General features: G+C 47.2%; 18 protein-coding genes and 5 tRNA genes. 16 read left to right on the top strand and 7 right to left on the bottom strand.

Going from position 1 to position 24,699, the window contains the following annotated elements; all coding sequences use genetic code 11:
• Window positions 1–8: 8 nt before the first annotated feature.
• From HMPREF9441_RS08915 to HMPREF9441_RS08880, 7 genes are all read left to right on the top strand, one after another.
• The gene (locus HMPREF9441_RS08915) at window positions 9–2,213 is read left to right on the top strand and encodes a S9 family peptidase (protein WP_008620304.1); all 2,205 of its coding nucleotides are present in this window, start codon (window positions 9–11) and stop codon (window positions 2,211–2,213) included.
• 17 nt (window positions 2,214–2,230) lie between these two features.
• Window positions 2,231–3,601 (top strand): MFS transporter, encoded by a 1,371-nt coding sequence (locus HMPREF9441_RS08910; RefSeq protein ID WP_008620301.1) that lies wholly within the window; start codon window positions 2,231–2,233, stop codon window positions 3,599–3,601.
• A gap of 501 nt (window positions 3,602–4,102) precedes the next feature.
• Window positions 4,103–5,446 (top strand): hypothetical protein, encoded by a 1,344-nt coding sequence (locus HMPREF9441_RS08905; RefSeq protein ID WP_244949704.1) that lies wholly within the window; start codon window positions 4,103–4,105, stop codon window positions 5,444–5,446.
• Window positions 5,447–5,542: 96 nt separating this feature from the next.
• Complete coding sequence (locus HMPREF9441_RS08900) at window positions 5,543–7,570, top strand: TonB-dependent receptor plug domain-containing protein (RefSeq protein WP_008620296.1); 2,028 nt, start codon at window positions 5,543–5,545, stop codon at window positions 7,568–7,570.
• 3 nt (window positions 7,571–7,573) lie between these two features.
• Complete coding sequence (locus HMPREF9441_RS08895) at window positions 7,574–8,422, top strand: DUF4249 domain-containing protein (protein ID WP_087943197.1); 849 nt, start codon at window positions 7,574–7,576, stop codon at window positions 8,420–8,422.
• Window positions 8,423–8,547: 125 nt separating this feature from the next.
• Window positions 8,548–10,146: a leucine-rich repeat domain-containing protein gene (locus HMPREF9441_RS08890; protein WP_008620294.1), complete on the top strand. Its 1,599-nt coding sequence runs from the start codon at window positions 8,548–8,550 to the stop codon at window positions 10,144–10,146.
• Window positions 10,147–10,173: 27 nt separating this feature from the next.
• The gene (locus HMPREF9441_RS08880; RefSeq protein WP_336495117.1) at window positions 10,174–11,763 is read left to right on the top strand and encodes an O-antigen ligase family protein; all 1,590 of its coding nucleotides are present in this window, start codon (window positions 10,174–10,176) and stop codon (window positions 11,761–11,763) included.
• A 19-nt stretch (window positions 11,764–11,782) separates the two neighbouring features.
• Here the strand turns inward: HMPREF9441_RS08880 and ybaK are convergent, their stop codons facing one another.
• The 3 genes from ybaK to HMPREF9441_RS08865 are packed head-to-tail and all read right to left on the bottom strand — an operon-like array spanning window position 11,783 to window position 15,819.
• Window positions 11,783–12,271, bottom strand: a complete 489-nt coding sequence (ybaK, locus tag HMPREF9441_RS08875; RefSeq protein WP_008620291.1) for a Cys-tRNA(Pro) deacylase — start codon at window positions 12,269–12,271, stop codon at window positions 11,783–11,785.
• Window positions 12,252–15,092, bottom strand: coding sequence for an excinuclease ABC subunit UvrA (gene uvrA, locus HMPREF9441_RS08870; RefSeq protein WP_244949712.1), 2,841 nt, complete (start codon window positions 15,090–15,092; stop codon window positions 12,252–12,254). Before uvrA ends, ybaK begins: the two co-directional genes overlap by 20 nt.
• Window positions 15,093–15,099: 7 nt before the next feature.
• Window positions 15,100–15,819 carry a T9SS C-terminal target domain-containing protein gene (locus HMPREF9441_RS08865; protein WP_008620289.1) on the bottom strand — a complete coding sequence of 240 codons (720 nt, stop codon included), beginning with the start codon at window positions 15,817–15,819 and terminating at the stop codon, window positions 15,100–15,102.
• 87 nt (window positions 15,820–15,906) lie between these two features.
• Here HMPREF9441_RS08865 and HMPREF9441_RS08860 point away from each other — a divergent pair, with 87 nt between their 5' ends.
• Both HMPREF9441_RS08860 and HMPREF9441_RS08855 read left to right on the top strand, forming a co-directional pair.
• Window positions 15,907–17,658 (top strand): LysM peptidoglycan-binding domain-containing protein, encoded by a 1,752-nt coding sequence (locus HMPREF9441_RS08860; protein ID WP_008620287.1) that lies wholly within the window; start codon window positions 15,907–15,909, stop codon window positions 17,656–17,658.
• Window positions 17,655–18,377 carry a porin family protein gene (locus HMPREF9441_RS08855; protein ID WP_008620285.1) on the top strand — a complete coding sequence of 241 codons (723 nt, stop codon included), beginning with the start codon at window positions 17,655–17,657 and terminating at the stop codon, window positions 18,375–18,377. Before HMPREF9441_RS08860 ends, HMPREF9441_RS08855 begins: the two co-directional genes overlap by 4 nt.
• A gap of 73 nt (window positions 18,378–18,450) precedes the next feature.
• On the opposite strand, the gene HMPREF9441_RS08850 is transcribed toward HMPREF9441_RS08855, so the two are convergent.
• The 3 genes from HMPREF9441_RS08850 to HMPREF9441_RS08840 are packed head-to-tail and all read right to left on the bottom strand — an operon-like array spanning window position 18,451 to window position 20,144.
• Window positions 18,451–18,906, bottom strand: a complete 456-nt coding sequence (locus HMPREF9441_RS08850; RefSeq protein ID WP_008620283.1) for a DUF4293 domain-containing protein — start codon at window positions 18,904–18,906, stop codon at window positions 18,451–18,453.
• 34 nt (window positions 18,907–18,940) lie between these two features.
• Window positions 18,941–19,276, bottom strand: a complete 336-nt coding sequence (locus HMPREF9441_RS08845; protein WP_008620281.1) for a DNA-directed RNA polymerase subunit omega — start codon at window positions 19,274–19,276, stop codon at window positions 18,941–18,943.
• A gap of 34 nt (window positions 19,277–19,310) precedes the next feature.
• On the bottom strand, window positions 19,311–20,144 hold the full coding sequence (locus tag HMPREF9441_RS08840) for an outer membrane protein assembly factor BamD (RefSeq protein WP_230315392.1): 834 nt from the start codon (window positions 20,142–20,144) through the stop codon (window positions 19,311–19,313).
• Window positions 20,145–20,296: 152 nt separating this feature from the next.
• Between HMPREF9441_RS08840 and uvrB the strand changes: the two genes are divergently transcribed.
• A complete protein-coding gene (uvrB, locus tag HMPREF9441_RS08835; RefSeq protein ID WP_008620277.1) occupies window positions 20,297–22,318 on the top strand; it encodes an excinuclease ABC subunit UvrB in 2,022 nt (673 codons plus the stop codon).
• A gap of 111 nt (window positions 22,319–22,429) precedes the next feature.
• On the opposite strand, the gene HMPREF9441_RS08830 is transcribed toward uvrB, so the two are convergent.
• Window positions 22,430–23,167, bottom strand: coding sequence for a nucleoside-specific channel-forming Tsx family protein (locus tag HMPREF9441_RS08830; protein ID WP_008620275.1), 738 nt, complete (start codon window positions 23,165–23,167; stop codon window positions 22,430–22,432).
• Window positions 23,168–23,241: 74 nt separating this feature from the next.
• On the opposite strand from HMPREF9441_RS08830, the gene HMPREF9441_RS17800 reads away from it, so the two are divergent.
• The 6 genes from HMPREF9441_RS17800 to HMPREF9441_RS08805 all read left to right on the top strand — a co-directional run bounded on the left by HMPREF9441_RS17800 (window position 23,242) and on the right by HMPREF9441_RS08805 (window position 23,884).
• The gene (locus HMPREF9441_RS17800; protein ID WP_008620273.1) at window positions 23,242–23,445 is read left to right on the top strand and encodes a hypothetical protein; all 204 of its coding nucleotides are present in this window, start codon (window positions 23,242–23,244) and stop codon (window positions 23,443–23,445) included.
• A gap of 21 nt (window positions 23,446–23,466) precedes the next feature.
• Window positions 23,467–23,544 (top strand) — tRNA-Val (locus HMPREF9441_RS08825).
• A gap of 8 nt (window positions 23,545–23,552) precedes the next feature.
• Window positions 23,553–23,629, top strand: a tRNA-Arg gene (locus HMPREF9441_RS08820).
• Window positions 23,630–23,634: 5 nt separating this feature from the next.
• Window positions 23,635–23,717 (top strand) — tRNA-Tyr (locus tag HMPREF9441_RS08815).
• Window positions 23,718–23,731: 14 nt separating this feature from the next.
• Window positions 23,732–23,804 (top strand) — tRNA-Gly (locus HMPREF9441_RS08810).
• A 6-nt stretch (window positions 23,805–23,810) separates the two neighbouring features.
• Window positions 23,811–23,884 (top strand) — tRNA-Asp (locus HMPREF9441_RS08805).
• Window positions 23,885–24,699: the final 815 nt, after the last annotated feature.

Here is a 24,699-nt window from a genome sequence, read left to right as displayed (position 1 = left end):
CATCTATTATGAATCTCATTCATGTTATGACCGCAGCCCTTACCTTGGCTTCCGCCAGTCCGGTATCCGGAGCCAACGACGGACAAATCATCGGAAAAAACCAGATTACACTTACCGGAGACCGCCTCACTCCCGAGGCATTATGGGCCATGGGACGGATCGGGACTTTCGCCGTCTCTCCGGACGCCCAAAAGATTGTGTACACCGTCAGCTATTACAGCGTACAGCAGAACAAGAGCCATACCGTCCTTTACCTGATGGATGCCGACGGCGCGAACCCTACCCTGCTTACCACCACGGCCGACAACGAAAGCGAACCGGCTTTCACTCCGGACGGACAAAAAATCACCTTCCTGAGCGGCAAAAGCGGAAGCAGCCAGATATGGGAAATGGCCTTGGACGGCACGTCACGCCGTCAAGTCAGTTTCTGCCATAAGGACGTGGAAGGCTACAAGTTTTCCCCCGACGGGAAAAAAGTCATCATCGTCCATTCCGTAGACACTTATACTTCTATCGAGAAAAAATACGATGACCTGCCATTATCCAGCGGTATGGTCATCACCGACCTCAACTACAAACATTGGGACCATTACGTGACCACTATCCCCCACATCTTCGTGGCGGATGTCCAAGACGGACGGACGGGTGACGGCATCGACCTCCTGAACGGCGAACCGTTTGAATGCCCGATGTTGCCGTTCGGAGGCAGCGAACAATTCAACTGGAGTCCCGACAGCCGTTATATCGTGTACACCAGTCGCAAAAAGACAGGCCGGGACTACGCTATCAGTACGGACAGCGACATCTACCGCTACGATACGGCGACCGGACAAACCGAGAACCTATGCAAACCGTCCGACTACAAAGAGCCTGAAATCGACCCGTCGCGTTCCATGGAGCACCAAGCCATAAACCATCTGGACCGGGATTGTAACGTGGGCTACGACACGAACCCGGCTTATTCTCCCGACGGGAAATATGTGGCGTGGCTCAGCATGGCGCGCAACGGTTACGAAAGCGACCGTACCCGACTATGCGTCCTGGACCTGAAGACGGGTGCAAAAACTTACGTTACGGAAGCTTTCCAGTCCGGAGTAGACGGATTCTGTTGGGCCGCCGACAGCCGCTCGTTCTATTTCACAGGCGTATGGCAGGCACGTAGCATGATACACTCCACCAACCTCAAAGGCGAAGTGAGACCGCTGACCACGGGGGATTTCGACTATGGTGCCGGACTGGCCTTATGCGGTAAAAACCTCATCGTCACCCGCCACAGCATCAGTGCGCCGGATGACATCTACAGCCTTTCCTTTAAAAAGAAGAAAAATGCGGAAGTCAGGCAGCTCACCCGGGAAAACCAATATTTTCAGGAACGCCTGAAGATGGGTGAAGTCAAAGAACGTTGGGTCGCTACCACGGACGGCAAGAAGGAACTCTGTTGGGTGGTTTACCCGCCTCATTTCGACCCGTCCAAAAAATATCCGGTACTCCTGTTCTGCGAAGGAGGCCCGCAAAGCCCCGTCAGTCAGTTCTGGAGCTACCGTTGGAACCTGCAAATCATGGCTGCCAACGACTATATCGTCATCGCTCCCAACCGCCGCGGCCTGCCGGGCTTCGGCATGGAGTGGCTGGAAGAAATCAGCGGCGACTACAGCGGCCAGTGCATGCAAGACTACCTGAGTGCCATCGACGACATTTGCAAAGAACCGTATGCGGACAAAGACCGCTTGGGATGCGTGGGGGCCAGCTTCGGAGGCTACAGCGTGTACTATCTGGCCGGACACCACGACAAACGCTTCAAATGCTTCATCTCGCACGACGGAATCTTCAACACACAACAGCAATATTACGAAACGGAAGAAATGTGGTTTCCCAACTGGGACCTCGGCGCAGGTCCGTGGCGTAAGGGCATCAGTGCCGACCCGGACAACGCGGAAAAGGTGGACGACCAGCAAAAGGTGAATCCCTTCACCACCAGCCCCCACCTCTACGTAGACCGTTGGGACACGCCCATCCTTTGCATCCACGGCGAGAAAGATTACCGCATCCTCAGCTCACAAGGGCAGTCGGCTTTCAGTGCCGCCGTCATGCGCGGTATCCCCGCCGAACTCCTGTTGTATCCCGACGAGAACCACTGGGTATTGAAACCCCAAAACGGCATATTGTGGCAGCGCACTTTCTTCCGCTGGCTAGACCGTTGGTTGAAAAAATAAATTAAACGATAAACGTCATGAACCAAACTTCGAATCAAAAATTAAATGACAAGACGTGGGCACGTTGGTCTGCCCTCTTCGTTGTGGCTTTCACCATGATGGCCGCTTACTACGTAAACGACATCATGGCTCCGCTCAAAAGCATGCTCGAAGGCGAACTGCACTGGACAAGCGGTGAGTTCGGCTTCTTCACGGGAGCCTACAGTTTCCTGAATGTCTTCCTGCTCATGCTCATCTGGGGCGGACTGATTTTGGATAAATTCGGCATCCGCTTCACCGGCATGCTGTCCGCCATCCTGATGGTAGGCGGCACGATATGCGAATACGCTGCCATCACACGTTTCGGCGGAACCGAAGAGATGCTGTTCGGTTACAAACTGGATGTCTTCATGGCCTCGGCCGGATATTCCGTATTCGGTGTCGGCGCCGAAGTGGCCGGCATAACGGTGACAAAAATCATCGCCAAATGGTTTCACGGCAAGGAAATGGCTTTGGCCATGGGCGTACAGGTCGCCTTGGCCCGCGTCGGCTCGCAAGTGGCATATGCAGTAGCCATCCCCGTAGCCAAGAACTGGCATCTCGACACTCCGTTGCTCATCGGTGCCATCCTGCTCGTCGGCGGACTGGTTTCTTTCCTGTGCTTCACTTTCATGGACCGCAAGCTCGACCGCCAGGTCACGATCGACACCTCCTGCGGCGATGATGAAAAATTCTCCTTCAAGGATGTGGTGGCCGTAGTCAGCAATCCGGGATTCTGGCTCATTGCTCTCCTGTGTGTCCTGTTCTATTCTTGTGTATTCCCCTTCCAGAAATTCGCTACCGAATTGATGGTGACGAAATACAACGTATCCGAAGATATCGCCGGTACCTTTGCGGGTCTTCCTGCTTTGGGCGCGCTGTTCCTGACTCCTGTGTTCGGCGGAATGATAGACCGGAGAGGAAAGGCTGCTTCCATTATGATGTTGGGAGCTTTCATGCTCATCTGCGTGCATGCCATCTATGCCATTCCTTTCATCCACGCCTCTTGGGTAGCCATCATCCTGATGATTATTCTGGGCATCGCCTTCTCTCTCGTCCCGTCCGCCATGTGGCCTTCCGTGGCCAAAATATTCCCGGTCAAACAACTGGGTACGGCATACGCCCTGATATTTTTCATCCAGAACATCGGATTATGGGGTATCCCGGCTCTTATCGGCAGCGTACTCGAAAACTATTGCATCACGGGTCAGGAAGTGGTAAACGGTAAAACAACCAATCTTTACGACTATACCCTCCCCATGTGCATTTTCACCGGTATAGCCATTCTCTCCCTGTTGGTGGCCTTCCTGCTCAAGTCCGCCGATAAGCAATACGGTTACGGATTGGAAAAAGCCAACCTCAAGAAATAAATCTTCCCACAGCGGGAAAAGCCGGTATTTGGAGGTACGCCGAAAAATACCGGCTTTTGTTTTTCCTTTTTCTGTCTGTCCGGTTTTATTCCTCTTGGGAATACAACGTAAAGGTCTTAGCCGTCCCACAAAATCAGCATTATAAAAAGCTGTATTTCAAATACTAACAAAACGCAAATTAATCTCCGCAGAACGAAAAAAAGATTGGCTGTGATTGAAAAATCAATCGGCTGAGACTAAAAAATCGTTTGGCGCAGAACCGTGTACCGATGTCCTTACCCCTCTACCGTGTTGCAAAAGAAAAGAAATCCAAATACTGAAATTCAGAGTAACACCCATATATTAATATAATATAAAATAGAGTGAATATATTTCTTCTTATATTAAAATTACTATATTTGCAGACGAAATAGTACATTCATGCTCAAGGAAATGAAGGGAAGCATTCCCGTATGCATGCAAGAAAAATACCGTTAACTTCCCACTTAAACCAACTAAGCAATGAGAAAAAGACTATTCTATTCTTTATTTTTAGGTGCGGCATTGTGTATGACAACGGCGTGCAGCGACGATGACAACAACGGAAATGAAGGTCCGGGCGGTGGAAATGGAAACGGTAACGTCCCCGTCACGACCGTAGAGCAGGCACAAGAGGAGATAGACCGTGTGGGCAAGGCATTGGCCGCAAAGATAGATGTGGAACGCCTCAAACCAACCATCTCGCTGTTGGAATATTGCGAAAACACGTTCTTCAACGAGGATGACGAAGTCATGCTCCCCGACAACCCGAACCGTCCGGATTACGGTTGGAGAAGCCTCATGCGCACCATGCGCCTTAGCGCACAAGGAGACATTGCCGCACTGGCCTCCAAGCGAGCTATCGGCGATGTGTACGAAATCAGCCAGCTCCACGGAGAATGGAAATGGAACGAAACTACGGAAGAGTGGGATCAAATTGCCGATGCATCGATGAGGAATTCCGCCATCTATACGTTCAGATACGAAGGAAAAAACTGCGTAGCCGAAATGAAAGGCAGCGGCCAAGAGTTTGAATTCGTCCGTAAAGATGCAACCGGGAATGCCTATTCCGAAACCATCAAGATTCCGGCCACCCTTACAGGCACCGTAAAACTCGACGGCAAACTCATGGCCCAGCTTACCGTCAACACGGAAGCCTGCGACTATGTCGGCAAGCAATATTCCGCAAATGCAACGTTCGAGGCTGCCGATGCCGGTTATAAAGTCACCCATTCTTTGTTTGACAATAACAGCGATGCTGCCGTAAAATCGGAACTTTACAGCGGAAACGAACGACTGATTACCATGTCATGCAGCGTGAACGGGCATAATTTGGCTGACATAGATTTGATCGAATCCGGATATTTCGACGGAAACGCCAACTTGAAAAACGGAATCCTGGGTTGCAACATCATGGACGACATAAGCCTGAACATCACTGCCGACAACAACAACGGGCTGGTAGATGCCTTCGATTATGACGGGTACTATTATTACTACCAAGGAAATGCGGAAGGTTCTTTGGAAAGCGTAAAAGAGGCTGCCCGATTGGAAACACAAAGGGCTGTCGATGCCGCCAACCAATACGTACAGGCTGCGATGTTCTTCAAGAACAGCACCTATTCCGTACCTCTGACATGGCAAGCCGTCCATTACGATTATTCATATCCCGGAAGCTATTATTATTCCGGTGAATGGTCGGCCGAACCGGTATTGAACTTCGAAAATGGTACGACCTACACGTTCGGAGAGTATTTCACGGTTGCACGTTTCCAATCCTTGATTGCTGCGTATGAAGAATTGTTCGGGCGCTTCGAGAATTTATAACATACTTTTTTAATTTAACCATGGCAGGCTGACTCGCGTTTCCACTTCGTCGGAATCCGTTGTCGGCCTGCTTTCACGTGTGTCCGGCATACTCGCATGTACAAAACCATTAGCACTTTGTTCCTGCTCGTTGGGTTCCACCAAAATCTACGTGCCTCGCTCGCAGACAGCCTGCAAAGCGAACGAATGGAAGAAGTGGAAGTGAAGGCTTATAGTCCACGCACTTTATCGGACGACCGGAACGGACGTTTGTACTGGAACATGGAGTCGCTGGCAGACATGCCTCATGTATTGGGCAGTGCAGACCCCTTACGCAGCCTGCAACTTCTTCCGGGAGTAGCCACCAACAACGACTATACCTCCGGCATCCACATACAGGGATGTGCGGCTTCCCAAAGCGTATTAAACATGGACGGGGCACCGATATTCAACGCCTCCCACCTGTTAGGCCTGTTTTCCGTATTCAACGCCTCTCACTTCCGCGGCATGGCATTGGTCAAGAACCGTCACGATGCCGCTTTCTCCAACCGTTTGGGCGGAGAAATTTCTTTCTACCCTACCGATTCCATAGCCCGTAAAGTCCATCTTGATGCCACTGTCAGTTTTATGGAAAGCGAAGGTACGTTGACGCTCCCGACCGGCGAGCATTCCACGCTCTACTTATCCGGACGGGGAAGCTATTTGAACCTGCTCTACGGCAACCTGTTGGAAATAGACGAGATGCAACTCCGCTATGGCCTGCAAGACTATAACCTGACTTTTGTGCAACAAGCCGGAGCGCACGACAAAATCCGCCTTAGCCTGTATCACGGACAAGACCGTATGAATCTGTTGCAGGAAGACTTTGCAGACGAAAACAAGCTGAATTGGCAAAACACGGCTGCCGCATTGCACTGGCAACACCATTCCTCCCGGTTTATCCTCCAACAAAACGCCACTTTCAGCCGCTACCGTAACACATTGGACATGGGTATCAGTTCCGTATCCCTCAACTTGTCTTCCGGAATCACGCAAGCCGGTTACGCCGCCCGTTTGGAATGGACACGGGGCAATCTGCAATGGAACGGCGGTGTGGAATACAACTATTACCATTTCCGTCCCATGCAGTTCGAGGTCTCCGGTTCGTTCATCGAAAACGAAACACCCAAATTCCGTGAAGATGCCCACGAAGCCAATGCCTACCTTCAGGCCGACATTTCCATCCGCCCCTCTTGGTCGGTACTCGGAGGATTGAGATTGTCATCCTACCACAGCCATGGCCGCAGTTTTTTTTCGCCAGACCCACGCATCACCCTGAACTACCATCCCTCGTCCTCCCATACTTTGTCTGTACATTACGGCCTGTACCACCAATACCTTCATCAAATGTCCGTCTCCAACGGTGGGTTGCCCGTAGACTATTGGACCTCTTCGTCTCCTTCCGTACGCCCCCAACAAGCTCATTCCATTGCCTTGGGTTATTATTTCCGGTCACAAAAAGGAATGATGGAAATCAGTGCGGAAGTTTACTATAAGAAGCTGAGCCATCAGCACGAATATTCAGGTTCCATATTGGATTTCTTCACGCAGGTCTACCACATAGAAAACAATATGATACATGGGAAAGGCTATAACTACGGTCTGAATCTCATGCTGAAAAAGAACAGAGGCAAACTCTCCGGTTGGGTCAGTTATGCCATAGGAAGCAGCCGACGCCGTTTCCCCGAACTTAGTCCGACAGAATGGTTCAATTCGACTTTCGACCGACGCCACGACTTGTCCGTAGTAGCCAACTACCGGTTCAACCGGCATTGGAGTTTGGGAGGAGATTTCGTATACGCCAGTGGCACGCCCTACACCAAAGCCAAAAGCGTGTACGTCATCAATAACAATTTGGTGAGCGAATACGGAAAATACAACGGCTCCAACCTTCCTGCCACCCACCGCATGGACATCGCCCTGACCTACCGTTTCACTCCCCGTGGGTACAGGGAGCAAAGCCTGAACCTCTCCATTTATAATTTATATGCCCGGCGTAATGTCCTTTTCAGTTATTTGGGCTTTCAGGAAGAGAACTTCGGCTACAAACATGTGTATTCCCTTTGCCGCATGCTGCCTTCCATCGGTTATACTTTAAAATTCTGAGCCATGAAATCATATTGCATATACACACTCGGACTGATACTTCTGGCATGTGCCACATTTACGGCCTGCATGGAGGAAGAAGACGCAGAACTCCAAACGCAATTAGTCGTAGAGGGATGGATTGAGGACGGTGGCTACCCCGTAGTCTTATTGGGCGAAACCCATGCCATAGACGCCGGTATGCAGAATATCGAAAACTATATCGTACGTTGGGGGAAAGTAACCATCTCTGACGGGACCGATAGTGTGATTCTGACCGGAGGATATGACAATGACTTCTTTCCGCCCTATAAATACACGACATTCAAAATGACCGGACAGGCCGGAAAAACTTACACGCTGACTGCCGAGTATCGGGGGAAAAAAGCTACAGCCGTCACGACCATCCCCCAGCCCGTCGAACTGGACTCCCTACATGTCGTCCGCAGCGAAAGCGACACCTTATTCTATATAAAAGCTTTTTTTGAAGACAATCCCGACGAAAGGAACTACTATGGACTGTTCAGCAAAAGACACGGAAAAGACAAAGCTTTTCTCTTATCTTTCATGGGGGTATTCTCGAATGAAGTCATCCCCACGCACGTGGCGGCCGACGTGTACTGCGGGACCTCCGTCTATACGGAAGCCGACAGGAACGCATCCGCCTATTTCAAAAAAGGCGACTTGGTACAAGTAAAACTCTGCCGTATGGACCAGGCCGCTTACGAATTCTGGAAAAGTTACTCCAACCTGAACAACCTGTCTTCCAATATGTTCTTCCCCTACACTAACGACTTGGAATCCAATGTCCAAGGTGGAAAAGGCTATTGGTGCGGATACGGAGCCAGCACCCTATCTGTGCGCATCCGCTAAATCGCAGCCTCCCCATATATCCATAATCAATAAAAATATCCTATAACTCCTTGCCCCTCTAAAAAGAAAGACCTATCTTCGTGATAAATATTCCTTTTAAAAAACCTAAAAAACATTGGAGAAACATGGCACGCTTCAAAGTATACTTCTGTCATTGGGTTGCCATAACTTTGTGGGCAGCCTCAGCCAAAGCCCAACAGTGTTTCACTGACGGTGTTTTCCAGTATACCGTAAGTAGTAAGGCTGTAATAATTGCCAATAGAGACAGTATCGTAAGCATTACCAGTATAGACAGGAGTACAAGAACCCATCCTTTACTGTCTAATGACACACTCGTCATTCCTAACACAGTAATACACAACGGATACGAATATCAAGTAGAAGGAATCGAAGATAACGCATTCATTGGTTGCAAGGACATAAAACACTTGATTATCAGCGAAGGTATAGATTATATCGGAAGAAACGCGTTTTCGTATTGCACCGAACTCCAATCCATCCATATACCCAGTACTATAGATTATATAGAAAATGCGGCTTTCCACTCATGTCCGAACTTACAAACCATCGAAGTGCATAAAAAGAACGAAAGGTATGATTCACGGAATCAATGTAATGCTATCATTGAACATAAAACAGACCTCATTTTAGGATGCCATACCACCCAAATTCCACAAGGGGTGACACGTATTTGCGCGGAAGCCTTTAAAGGATGCCTGAAACTGGACAGTATCACGATTCCAGAAGGAGTTGTAGAAATGGAATCCGGAATATTCAGAAACTGCCCACGTTTAAAATACATAAAATTGCCACAGACTTTGGAAACGCTTAGCGGTGGAGGCACTTTTGCCGACTGTATCAGCCTACGTGGCATCCATATCCCCCAAAATGTCTCTTTCATCGAAGAAGGCAACCAGTTCCATGGATGTCTCTCGCTTGACAGTATAACTGTGGACAACCGGAACAAAACGTATGATTCCCGTGACGGATGCAACGCTATTGTGGAAACCGCAACCGACAAGATTATTTCCGGATGTGGAAAATCCCGCATTGTAGGAAGCATTAAAGAAATCGGCCCTTCAGCATTCGGCAATAGCATGATTAAAAGTATCACCATCCCGGCTAACATTACCAAAATCCATAATGGAGCATTTTGGGGATGTAGGTTTTGCACTTCCATCTCCGTAAATCCAAAGAATCCTGTGTATGACTCGCGAAACGATTGTAATGCCATCATAGAAACAGCAACCCATAAGATTATAACCGGCTGTATAACAACCAATATTCCCCAAGATGTTGTCGAAATCGGAGAAAGAGCTTTCAGCCGGATGCCTTTACCTACATTCGTAGCGATTCCTGATAATATACAAAAAATCGGGGAAAGTGCTTTTGCTGGTTGCGAAAGAATATACCAAGTATTTATCCCCAGTTCCGTAAAAGAAATCGGATCATCCGCTTTCAGCCTATGTAATTCCTTAAATGGGGTCTTTATGGAAAAAGGCATAAAGAAAATATCTTCCGGAACATTCAGCCAATGCAAAAACCTGAACCTCATAGAAATTCCTGAAGGAGTCAAAGAGATTGACCGTTCTGCATTTTGGGATTGTTCCAACTTGCAATATGTATCTTTGCCATCCAGTCTGGAACATATAGCTCCATCGGCTTTTAACGGATGCCCGTGCGACAGTCTCGTAAAGCAAAATATGCACGCCATCATCTACTAATCAGGCATACAAACCAGACAAGAATCTATGAATGTGCCCAAATGGCTTATCAAGACCCTACACATCCCTACATTCATCCTATGGAGCGGCAGTGTGTTCATCTCATCCACTTCGCATCCAGAAATGGCTGAATTATGGTGTCGGATATGGACGTATCTTAGTTTATTCACACTATGCGTTTATTTCTGTAACAGTATCTTTAAGGAACGGAATTGGAGTACAGAAAGAGCACGTATATTCAAATCATTTTTTTGTATCGGTATATTGGAAATGGCATACACCTTATTACAATTTTTAGGTGTATTTCCTTCTGCCAACCGCCATTTCCTCCTTACAGGAACATTCGACAACCCTGCTGTCTTCGCCATGCTCATCTCTCTATGCTTCCCCATTGGGTGCCATTTCACCGTGAACTCCACGGCACGGCACAAACGTATATGGAAAGGACTGACAGTAAGCATGGGCGTATGCCTAATCCTAACGGGTTCACGGACAGGAATATTGTCAGGCATCTGTTCTTTTGCCCTTATCTGTCGGCCTGCAATCAAGCAACATTTACAGAAACTATCAAGAACCAATATCGTCATCCTTTTATTTACAACCATACTACTACTCACAGGATTATATTTCCATAAACAAGACTCTGCCAACGGACGCATACTGATATGGCGAATTGCCATGGAAATGATTGCCGACCGGCCGATGTGGGGATGGGGACGGGAAGGATTCGATGCATTCTACATGCCATACCAAGCAGATTATTTCTTACACCATCCTGCCTCCCAACATATACTGTTGGCAGACAACTTAACCAATCCTTTTAATGAATTCTTATTGTTTGCTATCCGGTACGGACTAATAGGATTGGCCGCTTTACTCTTATCCTTAGTATTTTTGCTCCGAAGCATTCTCAAACAAAAATCTGATTTCCGAGGTATGCTAATTAGTACTTTTACCACACTTTTCTTATGGAGTATGTTCTCATACCCATTCCGAATACCTTTCGTATGGCTCACAACAGCTTCTTTCATCTCCATTATTTTATTTCCGAATTTGTCCAGTCACAAATATGCCAAACCGCTGAGTACTTTTATTTTATTATGCTGTTTTCCTCCGATTATCCACATGCTACACTTCCACTATAATAAAATAGAATGGATAAAAGTACAAAAACGCTCATCGGATATAGAAACAACAGATTTGTTTACCCAATATGCACTGTTATATGAAAAACAGAAAGAAGACGGAGACTTCCTGTATAATTACGGTGCGGAACTACATTATGCCGGGCAATACAAAAAAAGTCTGGATATTCTGAAAGAATGTACCACCTTGTACAATGACTATAACGTACAAATGCTAATAGCAGATAATTACCAACAATTAGGTTTTACAGACAAAGCCATCTTACGATACAAATACGCAAACCTTATGGTTCCTAACAGGTTCTTGCCATTATATTATGAAATGCAGGTTCACATAAAAGAAAGAGACAGTATCCAAGCCTGCAAAGTAGCCCGAACCATCATCAACAAACCCGTCAAAAACCAAAAGTCACGTAGCGTAAAAAAGATAATAAGTGAGGCAAAAAAATACCTTCACGACCACACCTTTTAAACTCCATGCAATCAAAAAATCACAACGCAATCAAATCGGCATATTCCGCCCTTGCCTCATCCAACAAATTCCGGGGCGACAACTTGACCTGCAAACCGCGCTGCCCCGCACTGACATAAACATAATCGTACTGTGCCGCCGTCTCGTGCACGTAAGTGGGAAAATGTTTCTTCATCCCTATCGGGGAACATCCGCCACGGATATAACCGGTCGTAGGCAAAAGTTCCTTCATCGGCAGCAATTCGCATTTCTTATTGCCGCTCACACGAGCCGCTTTCTTCAGGTCTATCTCATGTTCTCCGGGTACTACGCAAACAAAATAACCGGTCTTGTCACCATGCAGCACGATAGTCTTGAACACCCGTTCCACATCTTCGCCCAACTGGGCGGCCACGTGCACGGCACTCAAATCCGATTCGTCCACTTCGTATGGAATCAATTCGTATGCGACCTTAGCCCTGTCCAACAAGCGTGCCACATTGGTCTTATTAATCTTTTGCTTTGCCATAAAGCACCTCCTTTAAATATGCGGCTGTATAACCTTTCCCATAACGCACCAGTTCCTCGGGCGTACCCTCGAACAAAAGCTCGCCGCCGCCACGTCCGCCGTCCGGTCCCATATCGATGAGGAAGTCTGCCGACTTGATGACATCCAGGTTATGTTCGATAACCATCACGGTGTTGCCTTTGTCCACCAAACGGTTCAGTACGCCGAGCAACACGCGTATGTCTTCAAAATGCAATCCGGTGGTCGGCTCGTCCAATATATATATGGTTTGCCCCGTGTCTCGCTTGGACAGTTCCGTGGCCAACTTGATGCGTTGGCTTTCGCCACCCGATAACGTGGTAGAGGGCTGCCCCAGTTTGATGTATCCTAAGCCCACATCCTGCAAAACTTTGATTTTATTCAGAATCACCGGCTGATTCTCGAAGAACTCCACTGCACGGTTAATCGTCATATCCAAAACATCGGCTATGGATTTGCCTTTAAAACGAACTTCCAGCGTCTCACGGTTGTAACGCTTTCCGTGGCATACCTCGCACGGGACATACACATCCGGAAGGAAATTCATCTCGATGGTCTTATATCCGTTTCCACCGCATGCCTCGCAACGTCCGCCCTTCACGTTAAAAGAGAAACGTCCCGGCTTATAACCTCGTATCTTCGCTTCGGGAAGACTGACGAAAAGCGCACGGATATCATTGAACACACCGGTATAGGTAGCCGGATTGGAACGCGGCAAACGACCGATGGGCGACTGGTCCACACTGACCACCTTGTCTACAAATTCCAAACCTTCAACCTTGTCGTAAGGCAAAGGATCGCGCAAGGAACGGTAGAAATGTTGCGAAAGTATGGGCTGCAAAGTATCGTTAATCAACGTGGACTTCCCGCTTCCGGACACCCCCGTAACGCAAATCAACTGCCCCAAAGGGAATTCTACATCCACACCCTTCAGATTGTTTCCCCGTGCGCCCCTCAACCACAAAGAGTGTCCGTTGCCCTTCCTGCGCTGCCCGGGGATTTGAATGGAACAAGTACGGTTCAGATAACGTGAAGTCAACGTATCTTGCTTCAACATCTCTTCCGGCGTGCCCTGGAAGACCACCTCGCCGCCCAGCCTGCCGGCTTTCGGCCCCATATCAATGATATAGTCGGCACTCTCCATCATTTCTTCGTCATGTTCCACCACAACCACTGTGTTTCCCGTGTCACGCAAAGCCTTCAGGGAGCTTATCAACCGACGGTTGTCCCGTTGGTGCAGACCGATACTGGGTTCGTCCAAAATATACAAGACATTGACCAGTTGAGAACCAATCTGCGTGGCCAAACGGATACGCTGGCTCTCGCCGCCCGATAATGACACCGACGAACGGTTCAAGGACAGATAATCCAAGCCCACATCCATAAGGAACTTCAGGCGCGAACGGATTTCTTTCAAGATTTCCGGGGCTATCTTTCTCTGCCGGTCGGTCAGCCTTTCCTCCACGTGCAACATCCAATCATACAATTCACCGATATCCATCGCAGACAACTCCGCAATGTTCTTGTCTGCCATACGGAAATGCAAAGCTTCCTTATTCAAACGGCGTCCTCCACATTCCGGACAAGTCACCGTCTTGGAGAACTGTTCCGCCCATTTCTGTGCCGAAGCCGAAGTTTCGTTCTCCTGCATCATCTGGATGTATTTCACCAATCCCTCGTAGGTCACATAATAATCCGATGAGGTGTGCACCAACTGAGACTTGATGCGTACGCGGTCCATGCTGCCGTTCAATATTTCGTTCAACGCTTCCTCCGGCAAATCCTTGACCGGTGTCTTCACATCAGCGTCGTATTTTTCCAACAAAGCATCTATCTGCCAGAATATCATGCTGTTTTTATACTTCCCCAAAGGTAGGATAGCCCCCTCGTACACCGAAAGGTTACGGTCCGGAATCACTTTATCCATGTCTATCAGGCTGACATATCCCAATCCTTTGCACCGCGGACAAGCCCCCTGCGGAGAGTTGAAAGAAAAGTTATGAGGAGCCGGGTCACGGTAGGACAAACCGGTTTCGGGGCACATCAAACGTTTACTGTAATGACGTACGGTCTCCGTTTCGGCATCGTAAACCATAAGTTGCCCTTCCCCCTGTTGCATGGCCGTGGCCACACTGGCGTGCAACCGTTTGTCATCCTTCTGCTGTACGCAAAGCTTATCCACAACGATTTCTATGCTGTGGTTCTTATAACGATCGAGTTTCATCCCATGGGCTATCTCGCGAATCTCGCCGTCCACGCACACATATAAATAGCCCTTGCGGCGTATCGTCTCGAACAGTTCTTTGTAATGTCCTTTACGGTTACGCACCACGGGAGCCAACAGATAGATGCGCCTCCCCTCGTAATCCCTGATAATCAAATCTATCACCTGCTCTTCGGTGTAACGCACCATCTTCTTGCCCGACAAATAGGAATAAGCCTCTCCGGCACGGGCATACAGCAAACGCAGGAAATCATAGATTTCGGTAGTGGTCCCTACTGTAGAACGGGGATTTTTATTGGTCGTCTTCTGTTCGATGGAAATCACAGGACTTAACCCTGTAATCTTGTCTACATCCGGACGCTCCAAGTTACCCAAAAAGTTACGCGCGTATGCCGAAAATGTTTCTATGTAGCGACGCTGACCTTCGGCGAATATCGTATCGAAAGCCAATGAAGACTTCCCACTCCCGCTCAACCCAGTAATCACCGTCAGACTGTTGCGCGGCAGTTCCACATCCACATTCTTCAGATTGTGCACCCGCGCGCCAAACACTTCTATTTTTTCTGTTTCGTTATCCATCATTCTATTAATCATTTCCATTGGTGCCCGTCCCCGAATAACCGGTCAGCACATTCACATCTTTTCTTATCTTATATTCCTTGCCGTCGGCTCCGCGTGCATTGACCACCACGAAATACACCCCGTCTTTGACGGTCTTGCCATGAAACTTCCCATCCCATCCGCCGTCCAAAGTATCCCAAGCGTACAATTTCTGTCCCCATCGGTTGAAAATGACAGCTTTGAAGCTGACGATGGACTGATAGCCTTCCTTTACCTTATATATATCATTGTAACCGTCTCCGTTGGGAGAAAAAGCATTCGGCATTTCCAGAACAGACTCGCTGATGGAGACTACAAACGGCTCTGCCGTCCCCTCTTCGGGAAACACGATAGTATCGTTGCCATGCACGAAAGTGGCATAAAATTGCACGTAAAACGTACCGCTTTCGGTGAAAGTGTACTCCAGATTCTCATCGAAACGGTCTATAATCGGAGTATTCTCTTGTCCTTCGCGATACACACGCCACTCATACCGTACCGTATAATCCCCTAAATCTTCCACATTGGAAGTAAAATGCCCCGCCAACGGAGCCGACTGGGGTTCGGACGCATCTTCCAACTCTTCGCCCGTGACCGTCGTATAACGCGCAGCCGGATTAGCCGTAGGATAAGCCGTTTGTGCCGAAAGCGAAAAAGAAACAGCACAGAATAAACCTAAAAACAAATACTTCAAAATAGTTTTCATGCCTGAATATTTGTGCAAAAATAATGTTTCCCGTTGACATAACCACTTTTTTTATGTAATTTTGTCCGCAATATCAGAAAAAAAGAAATGGCACACTGGAAAAGATTTATATATGTCGTAATCGCCCTGTTTTCCTTACAACTGACGGCTCGTGCGCAGGAGACGGAAACTTTCGTACATACCATTAAACAAGGAGAAACGGTATATTCCATAGCCCGCACCTATCAAGTGTCTCCCGAATCTATCCTCAAGCTGAACCCGACGGCCTCTACAGGTATCAAGGCCGGAGAAACACTGACGATTCCGCAACAGCAAAACGGTACGCAAGAAAAACGTTTCCATACGATTCAAGCCGGAGAAACACTTTACAAACTGACTAAAACTTACCAAGTAAGTGCCGACGATATTTGCAAAGCCAATCCGGGACTTACGGCCGAAAACTTCAAAGCGGGAATGGTTATCCGTATCCCGGCTTCCACCACACCCGTGAACACGACCCCGGTGAAGGAGACCGCCCAACCGCAAGGGGTAGCACAATCCGGATGCCGGGAAATGCACAAGGTAAAACGCAAGGAAACTTTATACAGCATCGCCCGGGATTTCAATCTGACAGAAGCCGAACTGAAAGCGGCAAATCCGGAAATGAATGAGCCTGGTTATAAACTCCGCAAAGGAGACTTCGTCTGTATCCCTTTCCCTAAACCGGAAAAGCCGAAAGAAATCATTCCTACCAATGAAGAACTGATGGGGAAGAAAGCCGTATCAGCCCCTCAGAAACTGATACGTATGGGAGTCATCCTGCCTTTTAAGGGAGGTTCGGCGGACAACGATAAAATGATAGAATTCTACAGGGGAGTGCTGATGGCTGTAGAAGAGATAAAGAAATCCGGTACGTCGGTGGATGTTTTCGCCTATGATTCCGGCAAAAGCGCAGGTGACATCAAGGCCGTCGTAAACAGCCACCCCATTACAAACCTTGATTTCATCATCGGCCCGTTGTATCCGGAACAGATAGCCCCACTTAGCAAATTCTGTCAACAGCATCATATCAAACTGGTAGTCCCATTTTCGTCTCTCGGTGATAACGTATATGAAAACCCATATTATTACGCCATCAACCCTCCCAAATCATACCAGTTTGCAGAAGCATCCCGGCTGACCACGGAACTCTTCGGAAAAGACAACGTCATTTTCTTGGAAGGCACTGAAAACGACAAAGATGCGGCTGCATTCATCGATGCCACCCGAAAACGGTTACAACAAAACGGCAGTAAAGCAAACCGCTTGAAACTCAACGATGACGAAATAAAGTGGATGGAAGCGATGACCCAATACAAAGACAACGTCATCATTCCCAACTCATCCGGTATCAAACTGTTGAACCAATTGTTTCCCAAGTTGAAAGAGTTCACTAAAAAGAATCCCGAATACAGAATCAAACTGGTGGGCTATCCGGAATGGCAGACATACGCCAGCAATCATCTGGAGAACTTCTACCAATTCAACACATACGCCTATTCTTCCTTTTTCAGGAATCCGCTGAACGGTAACGCCGACGAATTTGAGAATGCCTACCAAAAGGCCTTTCACACACCGACCCTCGTGTCGTGGCCACGTTTCGGTATGCTGGGTTTCGACACGGCTATTTATTTCCTGAAAGGCATATCTACGTATGGAGAAGCTTTCGACCAGCATCTTTCGCAAATCATCACGACTTCTTATCAACACCGCTTCGACTTTCAACGCATCAGTAATTGGAGCGGCTTTATCAACCGTGAAGTCGAATTCATCCACTATAGTCCATCCCACAGCATTGAACTAATCCGACTGAAAAAATGAGAAAAGCATTCCTCATCGCGATAGCGGCCTGCTGCATCGGGACCTCTAAAGTGTACGGGCAAATCGGTGAACCGCGTAACGACCTGGCCATAGGTTTCAATGCGGGATACACGCTGAACCAAGTCATGTTCAACCCTACCATCCAACAAAAATTCAAAGGGGCGCCGACTTTCGGTTTTACGGCCAGATATACCTGCGAGAAGTATTTCAAAAGCTTGTGCTCTATCCAACTGGAAGTCAATTATACCAATTTGGGATGGGAGGAATTGATAGAAACGTCCGACGACACCTACAAACGGGATATCAACTATATACAAATCCCGTTGTTAGCCCGCATGGGTTGGGGCTACGAACAAAAGGGGGCTTTGTTTTACGTCGTGGCCGGTCCGCAAGTCGGCTTTTATTTAGGCGACAAGGGGCACAAAGGTGGGCTTTTCAACGACTCGACCCTGAACCTCCGTCCGGGACAAGTAAACCAACAATACGACATGCCGGTAAAGAACAAATTTGAATATGGCATCACAGCCGGTGCAGGTCTTGAGGTCAATACCAAAATCGGACATTTCCTTTTGGAAGGCCGTTACTACTACGGTTTGAGCGATATATTCGGCAACGGCAAGAAAGACGTGTTCGGCCGGTCGGCCAATGGCACCATCGTGGTAAAAGCCAGCTACCTGTTCGATATTGTACGTACACGACGGACTTCGAACAAAAAATAAAAAAGGACGAAAAAAGTGCGTTAAAATTAATCCATTCCAACGCACTTTCTTTTTATTCTATCCCTCTTTTCCCCTATCTCAAACGGTCAAGCGAACGGACGATCAATTCGTCCTTCATGATGTTCCGGAAAGCCAGATAGTCTAATATCAATCCTACCGCCGGAAAGGCCGCTGTCCAGGAAAGGGTGAAATCAGCATCATAACGGGATTTAAACACGTAAACGAAAACCCCGAACACGATATAGTAGCCCACCAGGATAAGGCAGCTGAACACAGACAAGCGCACCTGAAACATACGGCGCTTAAACAAAAATATGGCTGCAAACGAAGTGAACGCTGCCAAAACCAACAGTACAAACATGGCCCACGGAGCAAAGACTCGCGCCCCGTCGGCCATCGTAAGCCATAAATTATAGAAATCTGCTACCCCGATACCGTCTTGGTGAAAATGTCCTACGGGCATGCACAAGCATACCACCGCACATACTGCGACCAAGAAAAGATAGACAGACTGGATTCTTTGGATCATACAGTTCTACAATATTATAAAAATAAGTATCGGCTTATTCTATCGTATCTTTCTCCTTCAACGGATTACGGAAATATATTTTCCCTTCTACAAATTCTTGCGTGGCAATCAACGATGGCTTCGGCAGTTTCTCATAAAAACGAGAGATTTCAATCTGTTCGCGGTTCTCGAATACTTCATCCAAATTGTCACTTACAGAGGCGAACTCCTGCAATTTTTTGGACAACTCATTCTTGATGTCCAAAGAAATCTGATTCGCACGCTTGCCAATGATAGCTACGCTCTCATAGATATTACCGGTTTCGTCACACAGATCCATAATGTCACGGGTCACTGTGTTTGTAGGCGCATTTGTTTTTTTATAATCCATAATTATATAATTGATTTACTTGTTTCTTTTACCCTTAAGACTTCTTATTCACATATTTCTCCGACTGCGCAAAAATCCGCTGCGCGTCTTTTAAATATTTAGATTCAGGATATTCATTCATGAAGCCGTAATATTCGTCTATGGTATCACGATAACGCTCCAACCGTTTCTCTTCCACACTTTGCTGAGCCAGTTGATATTTGGCACGCAATATCATAATGGAAAACTCCTCACGACGTTCCGGGCTGGCGTATGGATAATCCAACAAAGCATTGCGAGCCGTCACGATACAAGCCTCATAATTGCTTCCCCCATACGAGCAATTGCCCATATACGAACCTAAATCGTAATACAGCTTTGCGGCCTCGAACTCTTTTTCCACCATCTTGTCCTGTAAGGCAAAAATCATCTCCTGTGTACGGTCTTTCAGATGCGTATAGGGATAATAATCCAGAAAATCCTGAAATTCTTTCACCGCAGCCATCGTGCTACTCTGATCCAAACGCGTGTCCGGCACGCTTTCATAAAGGGAACGCCCCGCATAAAAACGGGCATACTCTACATAAACGCCTTTAGGATAAGACTGATAGTATTTCTTAAAATAGGAATGCGCCACATCGAAATTACCGTCGCAGAACTCCGACATCGCCAACATATAAAGACATTCCTCTCCTCGCGAAGTCCCTTTCATCAAAGTGACAAGCTCTCCCAACAATACGGACGAACGGGAATATTGCCCCTTGACAAAGTATTCCTTTGCAGCCTCGTACTTATAATCGTAATCTGCGGTCTTCATCACGTTGTTATACTGATTACACGAAGCCAGCAACAACATTGCCCCCGACAGCCATAAAAAAATCCGTTTCATATTGTACAATTGAACTGCAAAATTATGGAAAAGCATCGAATTTTGCAAAGAAAGGAAGTTTTTAAATGCAAAAAAAGCACATGAAACGGCTTTTTAGGGATAAAATACCTATTTTTGTAGCTTGAAGAAACTTAAAATAACCAAGCCATAATATGCCTAAATTCGAGTTGACCGCCGATTACTCTCCTACCGGAGACCAGCCGGAAGCCATTGCCCAACTCACAGAAGGAGTCTTGCAGGGCGTACCGGCCCAAACGCTGTTGGGCGTGACCGGGTCGGGTAAAACTTTCACGATAGCCAACGTGATTCAGAACATCAACAAGCCTACGCTGATTCTCAGCCACAATAAAACACTTGCCGCACAATTATATGGTGAGTTCAAAAGTTTTTTCCCGCATAATGCCGTGGAGTATTATGTGTCGTATTATGACTATTACCAACCGGAAGCTTACATCCCGTCCACCGACACCTATATAGAAAAGGATTTGGCCATCAACGACGAGATAGACAAGTTACGGCTGGCGGCCACTTCTGCCCTCTTGTCCGGACGGAAAGACGTAGTGGTCGTTTCGTCCGTCAGTTGTATTTACGGCATGGGGAATCCGGCGGCTTTTTATGATAATGTCATAGAACTGAAACGAGGCAAATTGCTGGACCGTAACGTATTCCTCCGCCGCTTGGTCGACAGCCTGTACACTCGGAACGACTTGAATCTGGAACGCGGGTGCTTCCGGGTCAAAGGCGATACGGTAGACATTTACTTGGCCTATTCGGACAATCTCCTGCGCGTGACATTCTGGGATGATGAGATCGATGCCATAGAAGAGGTAGACCCCGTAAGCTGCCTCCGTTTGGGGAGTTTCGACGAATACCGCATCTATCCGGCCAACTTGTTCATGACCACAAAAGAAAGTACGGCGAAAGCCATACACCAGATAGAAGACGACTTGCACAAACAAGTAAGTTACTTCGAAGAGATAGGAAAGCCGTATGAAGCCAAACGATTATACGAACGAGTCACGTATGATATGGAAATGATACGCGAATTGGGGCATTGCAGCGGTATCGAGAACTATTCGCGTTATTTCGACGGGCGCGAGGCCGGTACACGCCCCTATTGCCTGCTGGACTTCTTCCCCGAGGATTTCCTGATCGTTATCGACGAGAGCCACGTGTCCGTACCGCAAATCAATGCCATGTACGGCGGTGACCGCGCCCGCAAAAAGAATTTGGTGGAATACGGTTTTCGACTACCGGCCGCCATGGACAACCGCCCTTTGAAATTCGAGGAGTTCCAACAACTGGCCAAGCAGGTCATTTATGTATCCGCCACTCCCGCCGACTATGAACTGCAACAGAGCGAAGGCATCGTGGTGGAACAGGTTATCCGCCCTACCGGTCTGCTCGACCCCATCATCGAAGTGCGCCCAAGCCTGAACCAAGTGGACGATCTGATGGAAGAAATACAGCAACGCATCGAGAAAGACGAGAGAATCCTGGTCACCACACTGACCAAACGAATGGCGGAGGAACTCACCGATTACTTCATGAAACACGACATCCGCACAAATTATATCCATAGCGACGTAGACACGCTTGAACGCGTGCAAATTATGGACGATTTACGTGCCGGACGCTTCGATGTGCTGGTCGGTGTGAACTTACTCCGCGAGGGACTGGACCTTCCGGAAGTTTCCTTAGTAGCTATCCTGGATGCAGACAAAGAGGGCTTCTTGCGTTCGCACCGCTCACTCACACAAACCGTAGGCCGGGCGGCCCGCAACGTGCATGGAAAGGCTATCATGTATGCCGACCGCATCACGGACAGTATGCAAAAAACCATCGACGAAACCAACCGCCGGCGCGAAAAGCAACTTAAATACAACGAAGAACATGGCATCACTCCGCAACAAATCAAGAAAGGCCGGAAAATGACTGACCTTATCAGTGCCAATGCGGAAGCTCATGCGGAAACCCGTGCTTACATCGAACCGGAAGAAAGAATGGCTGTGGCCGACCCTATCATGGAATATATGACGCGCGACCAATTGGAAAAGAGCATAGAACGCAGCCGAAAACTGATGCAGGAAGCGGCGAAGAAATTAGACTTCATCGAAGCCGCCCAATACCGAGACGAAATGCTGCGCATGGAAGAGATGCTGAAAGGAAAATAAAGCATCCGGAAAAAAGGAAAGGAGGAAGGACTTCTGGGTTGTGTCTTCCTCCTTTTCCTATTTTATATAAACTTCCTCAACATACGGAAGCTTCTGTTCAGCCTCGAAAGTCTAAAACTCCCACTTGCATGCAATCGTAGGTATGGCATAAAAACGGTTGTTCTGTCCGGTTTCCGTATACACGAAATTATTACTGATTTCAACCTCCGTACCAATACTCAGCTTGAAATCATCACTGACCCTTCTCAACGCAGCCAGATTAAACCAAAATTGCGGTTCCGACATCAGGATGAGATTCCCGTTCACGGTATTATTGTACCACAAATCGACAAAACCGCTGAACGTACACAAGCCTCCGGCAAAACGGTTTCGCCAAACGCTTGTCAACTGCCAGCTATGACAATAAGGGCCATTCTTGGCTAAGTATTTGTACATAGCCTGTACGGAAAATCCCTTGGCAAAGTCTTTGCTATTCCAGTTGTAAGCCACGCCTGTCAGATAGGCATCCCCGAAAGCATAACCATCTCCCTTTCCGGTTCCATAACTCAAACCACCGTTGTACTCCACATGGAATGCCACCGGCATTTTCTTCGTTTGGATTTCCCGGGAAAACTCGCCATAGGCTCCACGCAAAACATTGTCACCGAAATCGGCATCCATAAAAAAATAGGTACTCCCCCACTTGTCGGCAGAGAAATTCTCAACGGTTGCTGTCAGATGCTGGCGCGAAGAAATCTCGTTGCCATACATCCCATGACCCAGGTCGTAATGTAACTGGACGTTGAGTTGGGCGAGGCTTTTTGTGGCCCACAGGCACAATACCCCGACGTAAATAAACTTTTTTTTCATTACTTTTGATTTTTAAAAAACGCCGGCAAAGTTATATAAAATACTCCAAAAACGAATGTCCCCCCTAAAAGAAAGTGGAAGACCATCCATTCTACATTTCTGTATATAAAAAAGACAAGCCTCATAACCCTATAAGAATTAGATTCTTAAAAAATATCACAGCATACATGCCCAAAAAACATCGAAAAAAAATTCCTCAAATGTTTGCCGAATTAAAAAAAGTGCGTACCTTTGCAACCGCAAACGAGAAACAACACAGGCAAAACTTAAAAGTCTGAACGTTTTTCAATGCGAAAAGAGGGCGTTTAGCTCAGCTGGTTCAGAGCATCTGCCTTACAAGCAGAGGGTCGGCGGTTCGAATCCGTCAACGCCCACCACCTCTTACGGCTCCGTAGCTCAACTGAATAGAGCATCTGACTACGGATCAGAAGGTTACAGGTTTGAATCCTGTCGGAGTCACCAAGAGCGGGTGGATACCAGAGTGGCCAAATGGGGCAGACTGTAAATCTGCTGGCTTACGCCTTCGGTGGTTCGAATCCATCTCCACCCACAACCATAAACCTTGCGGAAATAGCTCAGTTGGTAGAGCACGACCTTGCCAAGGTCGGGGTCGCGAGTTCGAGTCTCGTTTTCCGCTCTTAAAGGTGCGTTAGTTCAGTTGGTTAGAATACATGCCTGTCACGCATGGGGTCACGGGTTCGAGTCCCGTACGCACCGCTTTTTTATGAAGCAAAATAAAGAAAAGTCCTGAAGTACAATACTTTAGGACTTTTCTTTGTCTAACACCACACCCAAAAGCAGTGGAATAATGGGTCAACATAAAAACCTGAGGGACTCCTTGATTAAGCATAAATTTTTATTAGTCTGAAGAGAAAGAAAGCTCTGGCCTTCACTCCTCTGAACTGCGTCCCCCCAGGAATTTCTCAAAAAGATGTTTCATCTTTCAGGTTATATGATAAAAGACTATCATATAGCATGTTACGTGATGAAAGATAAAAAGTGTATATTTCAGCTTTCTTTCATTGCGGAAAGCGATAAAAAGTTCTCAGCCAAACGATTTTTCAATCTCAGCCAAACGATTTTCCGTTCTCCTTAGAACGAAATGAAGCGTGACTGAAGGATACCTGAAACATCCTTCAGCTTGTAACATTAATATTACGGGTAACTTATCGTGAAATCTGAAAGATGAAACATCTTTTTGCAAACTTCCTGTATAGAGGGGTACCTACGGCATACAAGGAAATCCACTCTGCCCGTCAATGATCTACTGTTCCGTTTTTTCTGAAACTGTTTGTTTTATCATTAAAAAATGTATAAATAAGAATCTCCTACCAAATTTATTTGTACTTTTACTCCCATAATACTAAAGAAACAAAATACGACATGAAACATACTTATTTAGATTATTTGCTTCCAAGAAAGATTAATATTGCGGTTTTAGGTATAAGTTATATATGAAAAAGCCTAATACACTGTCATTTGGTTTATTCATAAAACAACGTTTTTCCGTCAGCAGAGAATTTAAAATTAAC

Source organism: Paraprevotella clara YIT 11840 (assembly GCF_000233955.1).
GTDB lineage: Bacteria > Bacteroidota > Bacteroidia > Bacteroidales > Bacteroidaceae > Paraprevotella > Paraprevotella clara.
Note: the sequence above shows the minus strand (reverse complement) of the source record. Positions and strands in the feature narration are given on the sequence as shown.

Excerpts from the sequence above, each read along its gene's own strand:
- HMPREF9441_RS08860 (WP_008620287.1), top strand. The coding sequence starts at position 15,907 with ATGGCACACTGGAAAAGATTTATATATGTCGTAATCGCCCTGTTTTCC.
- uvrB (WP_008620277.1), top strand. The coding sequence starts at position 20,297 with ATGCCTAAATTCGAGTTGACCGCCGATTACTCTCCTACCGGAGACCAG.
- HMPREF9441_RS08830 (WP_008620275.1), bottom strand. The coding sequence starts at position 23,167 with ATGAAAAAAAAGTTTATTTACGTCGGGGTATTGTGCCTGTGGGCCACA.
- uvrA (WP_244949712.1), bottom strand. The coding sequence starts at position 15,092 with ATGGATAACGAAACAGAAAAAATAGAAGTGTTTGGCGCGCGGGTGCAC.
- HMPREF9441_RS08905 (WP_244949704.1), top strand. The coding sequence starts at position 4,103 with ATGAGAAAAAGACTATTCTATTCTTTATTTTTAGGTGCGGCATTGTGT.
- HMPREF9441_RS08895 (WP_087943197.1), top strand. The coding sequence starts at position 7,574 with ATGAAATCATATTGCATATACACACTCGGACTGATACTTCTGGCATGT.
- HMPREF9441_RS08890 (WP_008620294.1), top strand. The coding sequence starts at position 8,548 with ATGGCACGCTTCAAAGTATACTTCTGTCATTGGGTTGCCATAACTTTG.
- HMPREF9441_RS08850 (WP_008620283.1), bottom strand. The coding sequence starts at position 18,906 with ATGATCCAAAGAATCCAGTCTGTCTATCTTTTCTTGGTCGCAGTATGT.
- HMPREF9441_RS08845 (WP_008620281.1), bottom strand. The coding sequence starts at position 19,276 with ATGGATTATAAAAAAACAAATGCGCCTACAAACACAGTGACCCGTGAC.
- HMPREF9441_RS08910 (WP_008620301.1), top strand. The coding sequence starts at position 2,231 with ATGAACCAAACTTCGAATCAAAAATTAAATGACAAGACGTGGGCACGT.
- HMPREF9441_RS08915 (WP_008620304.1), top strand. The coding sequence starts at position 9 with ATGAATCTCATTCATGTTATGACCGCAGCCCTTACCTTGGCTTCCGCC.
- ybaK (WP_008620291.1), bottom strand. The coding sequence starts at position 12,271 with ATGGCAAAGCAAAAGATTAATAAGACCAATGTGGCACGCTTGTTGGAC.
- HMPREF9441_RS08880 (WP_336495117.1), top strand. The coding sequence starts at position 10,174 with ATGAATGTGCCCAAATGGCTTATCAAGACCCTACACATCCCTACATTC.
- HMPREF9441_RS08900 (WP_008620296.1), top strand. The coding sequence starts at position 5,543 with ATGTACAAAACCATTAGCACTTTGTTCCTGCTCGTTGGGTTCCACCAA.
- HMPREF9441_RS08865 (WP_008620289.1), bottom strand. The coding sequence starts at position 15,819 with ATGAAAACTATTTTGAAGTATTTGTTTTTAGGTTTATTCTGTGCTGTT.
- HMPREF9441_RS08855 (WP_008620285.1), top strand. The coding sequence starts at position 17,655 with ATGAGAAAAGCATTCCTCATCGCGATAGCGGCCTGCTGCATCGGGACC.
- HMPREF9441_RS08840 (WP_230315392.1), bottom strand. The coding sequence starts at position 20,144 with ATGAAACGGATTTTTTTATGGCTGTCGGGGGCAATGTTGTTGCTGGCT.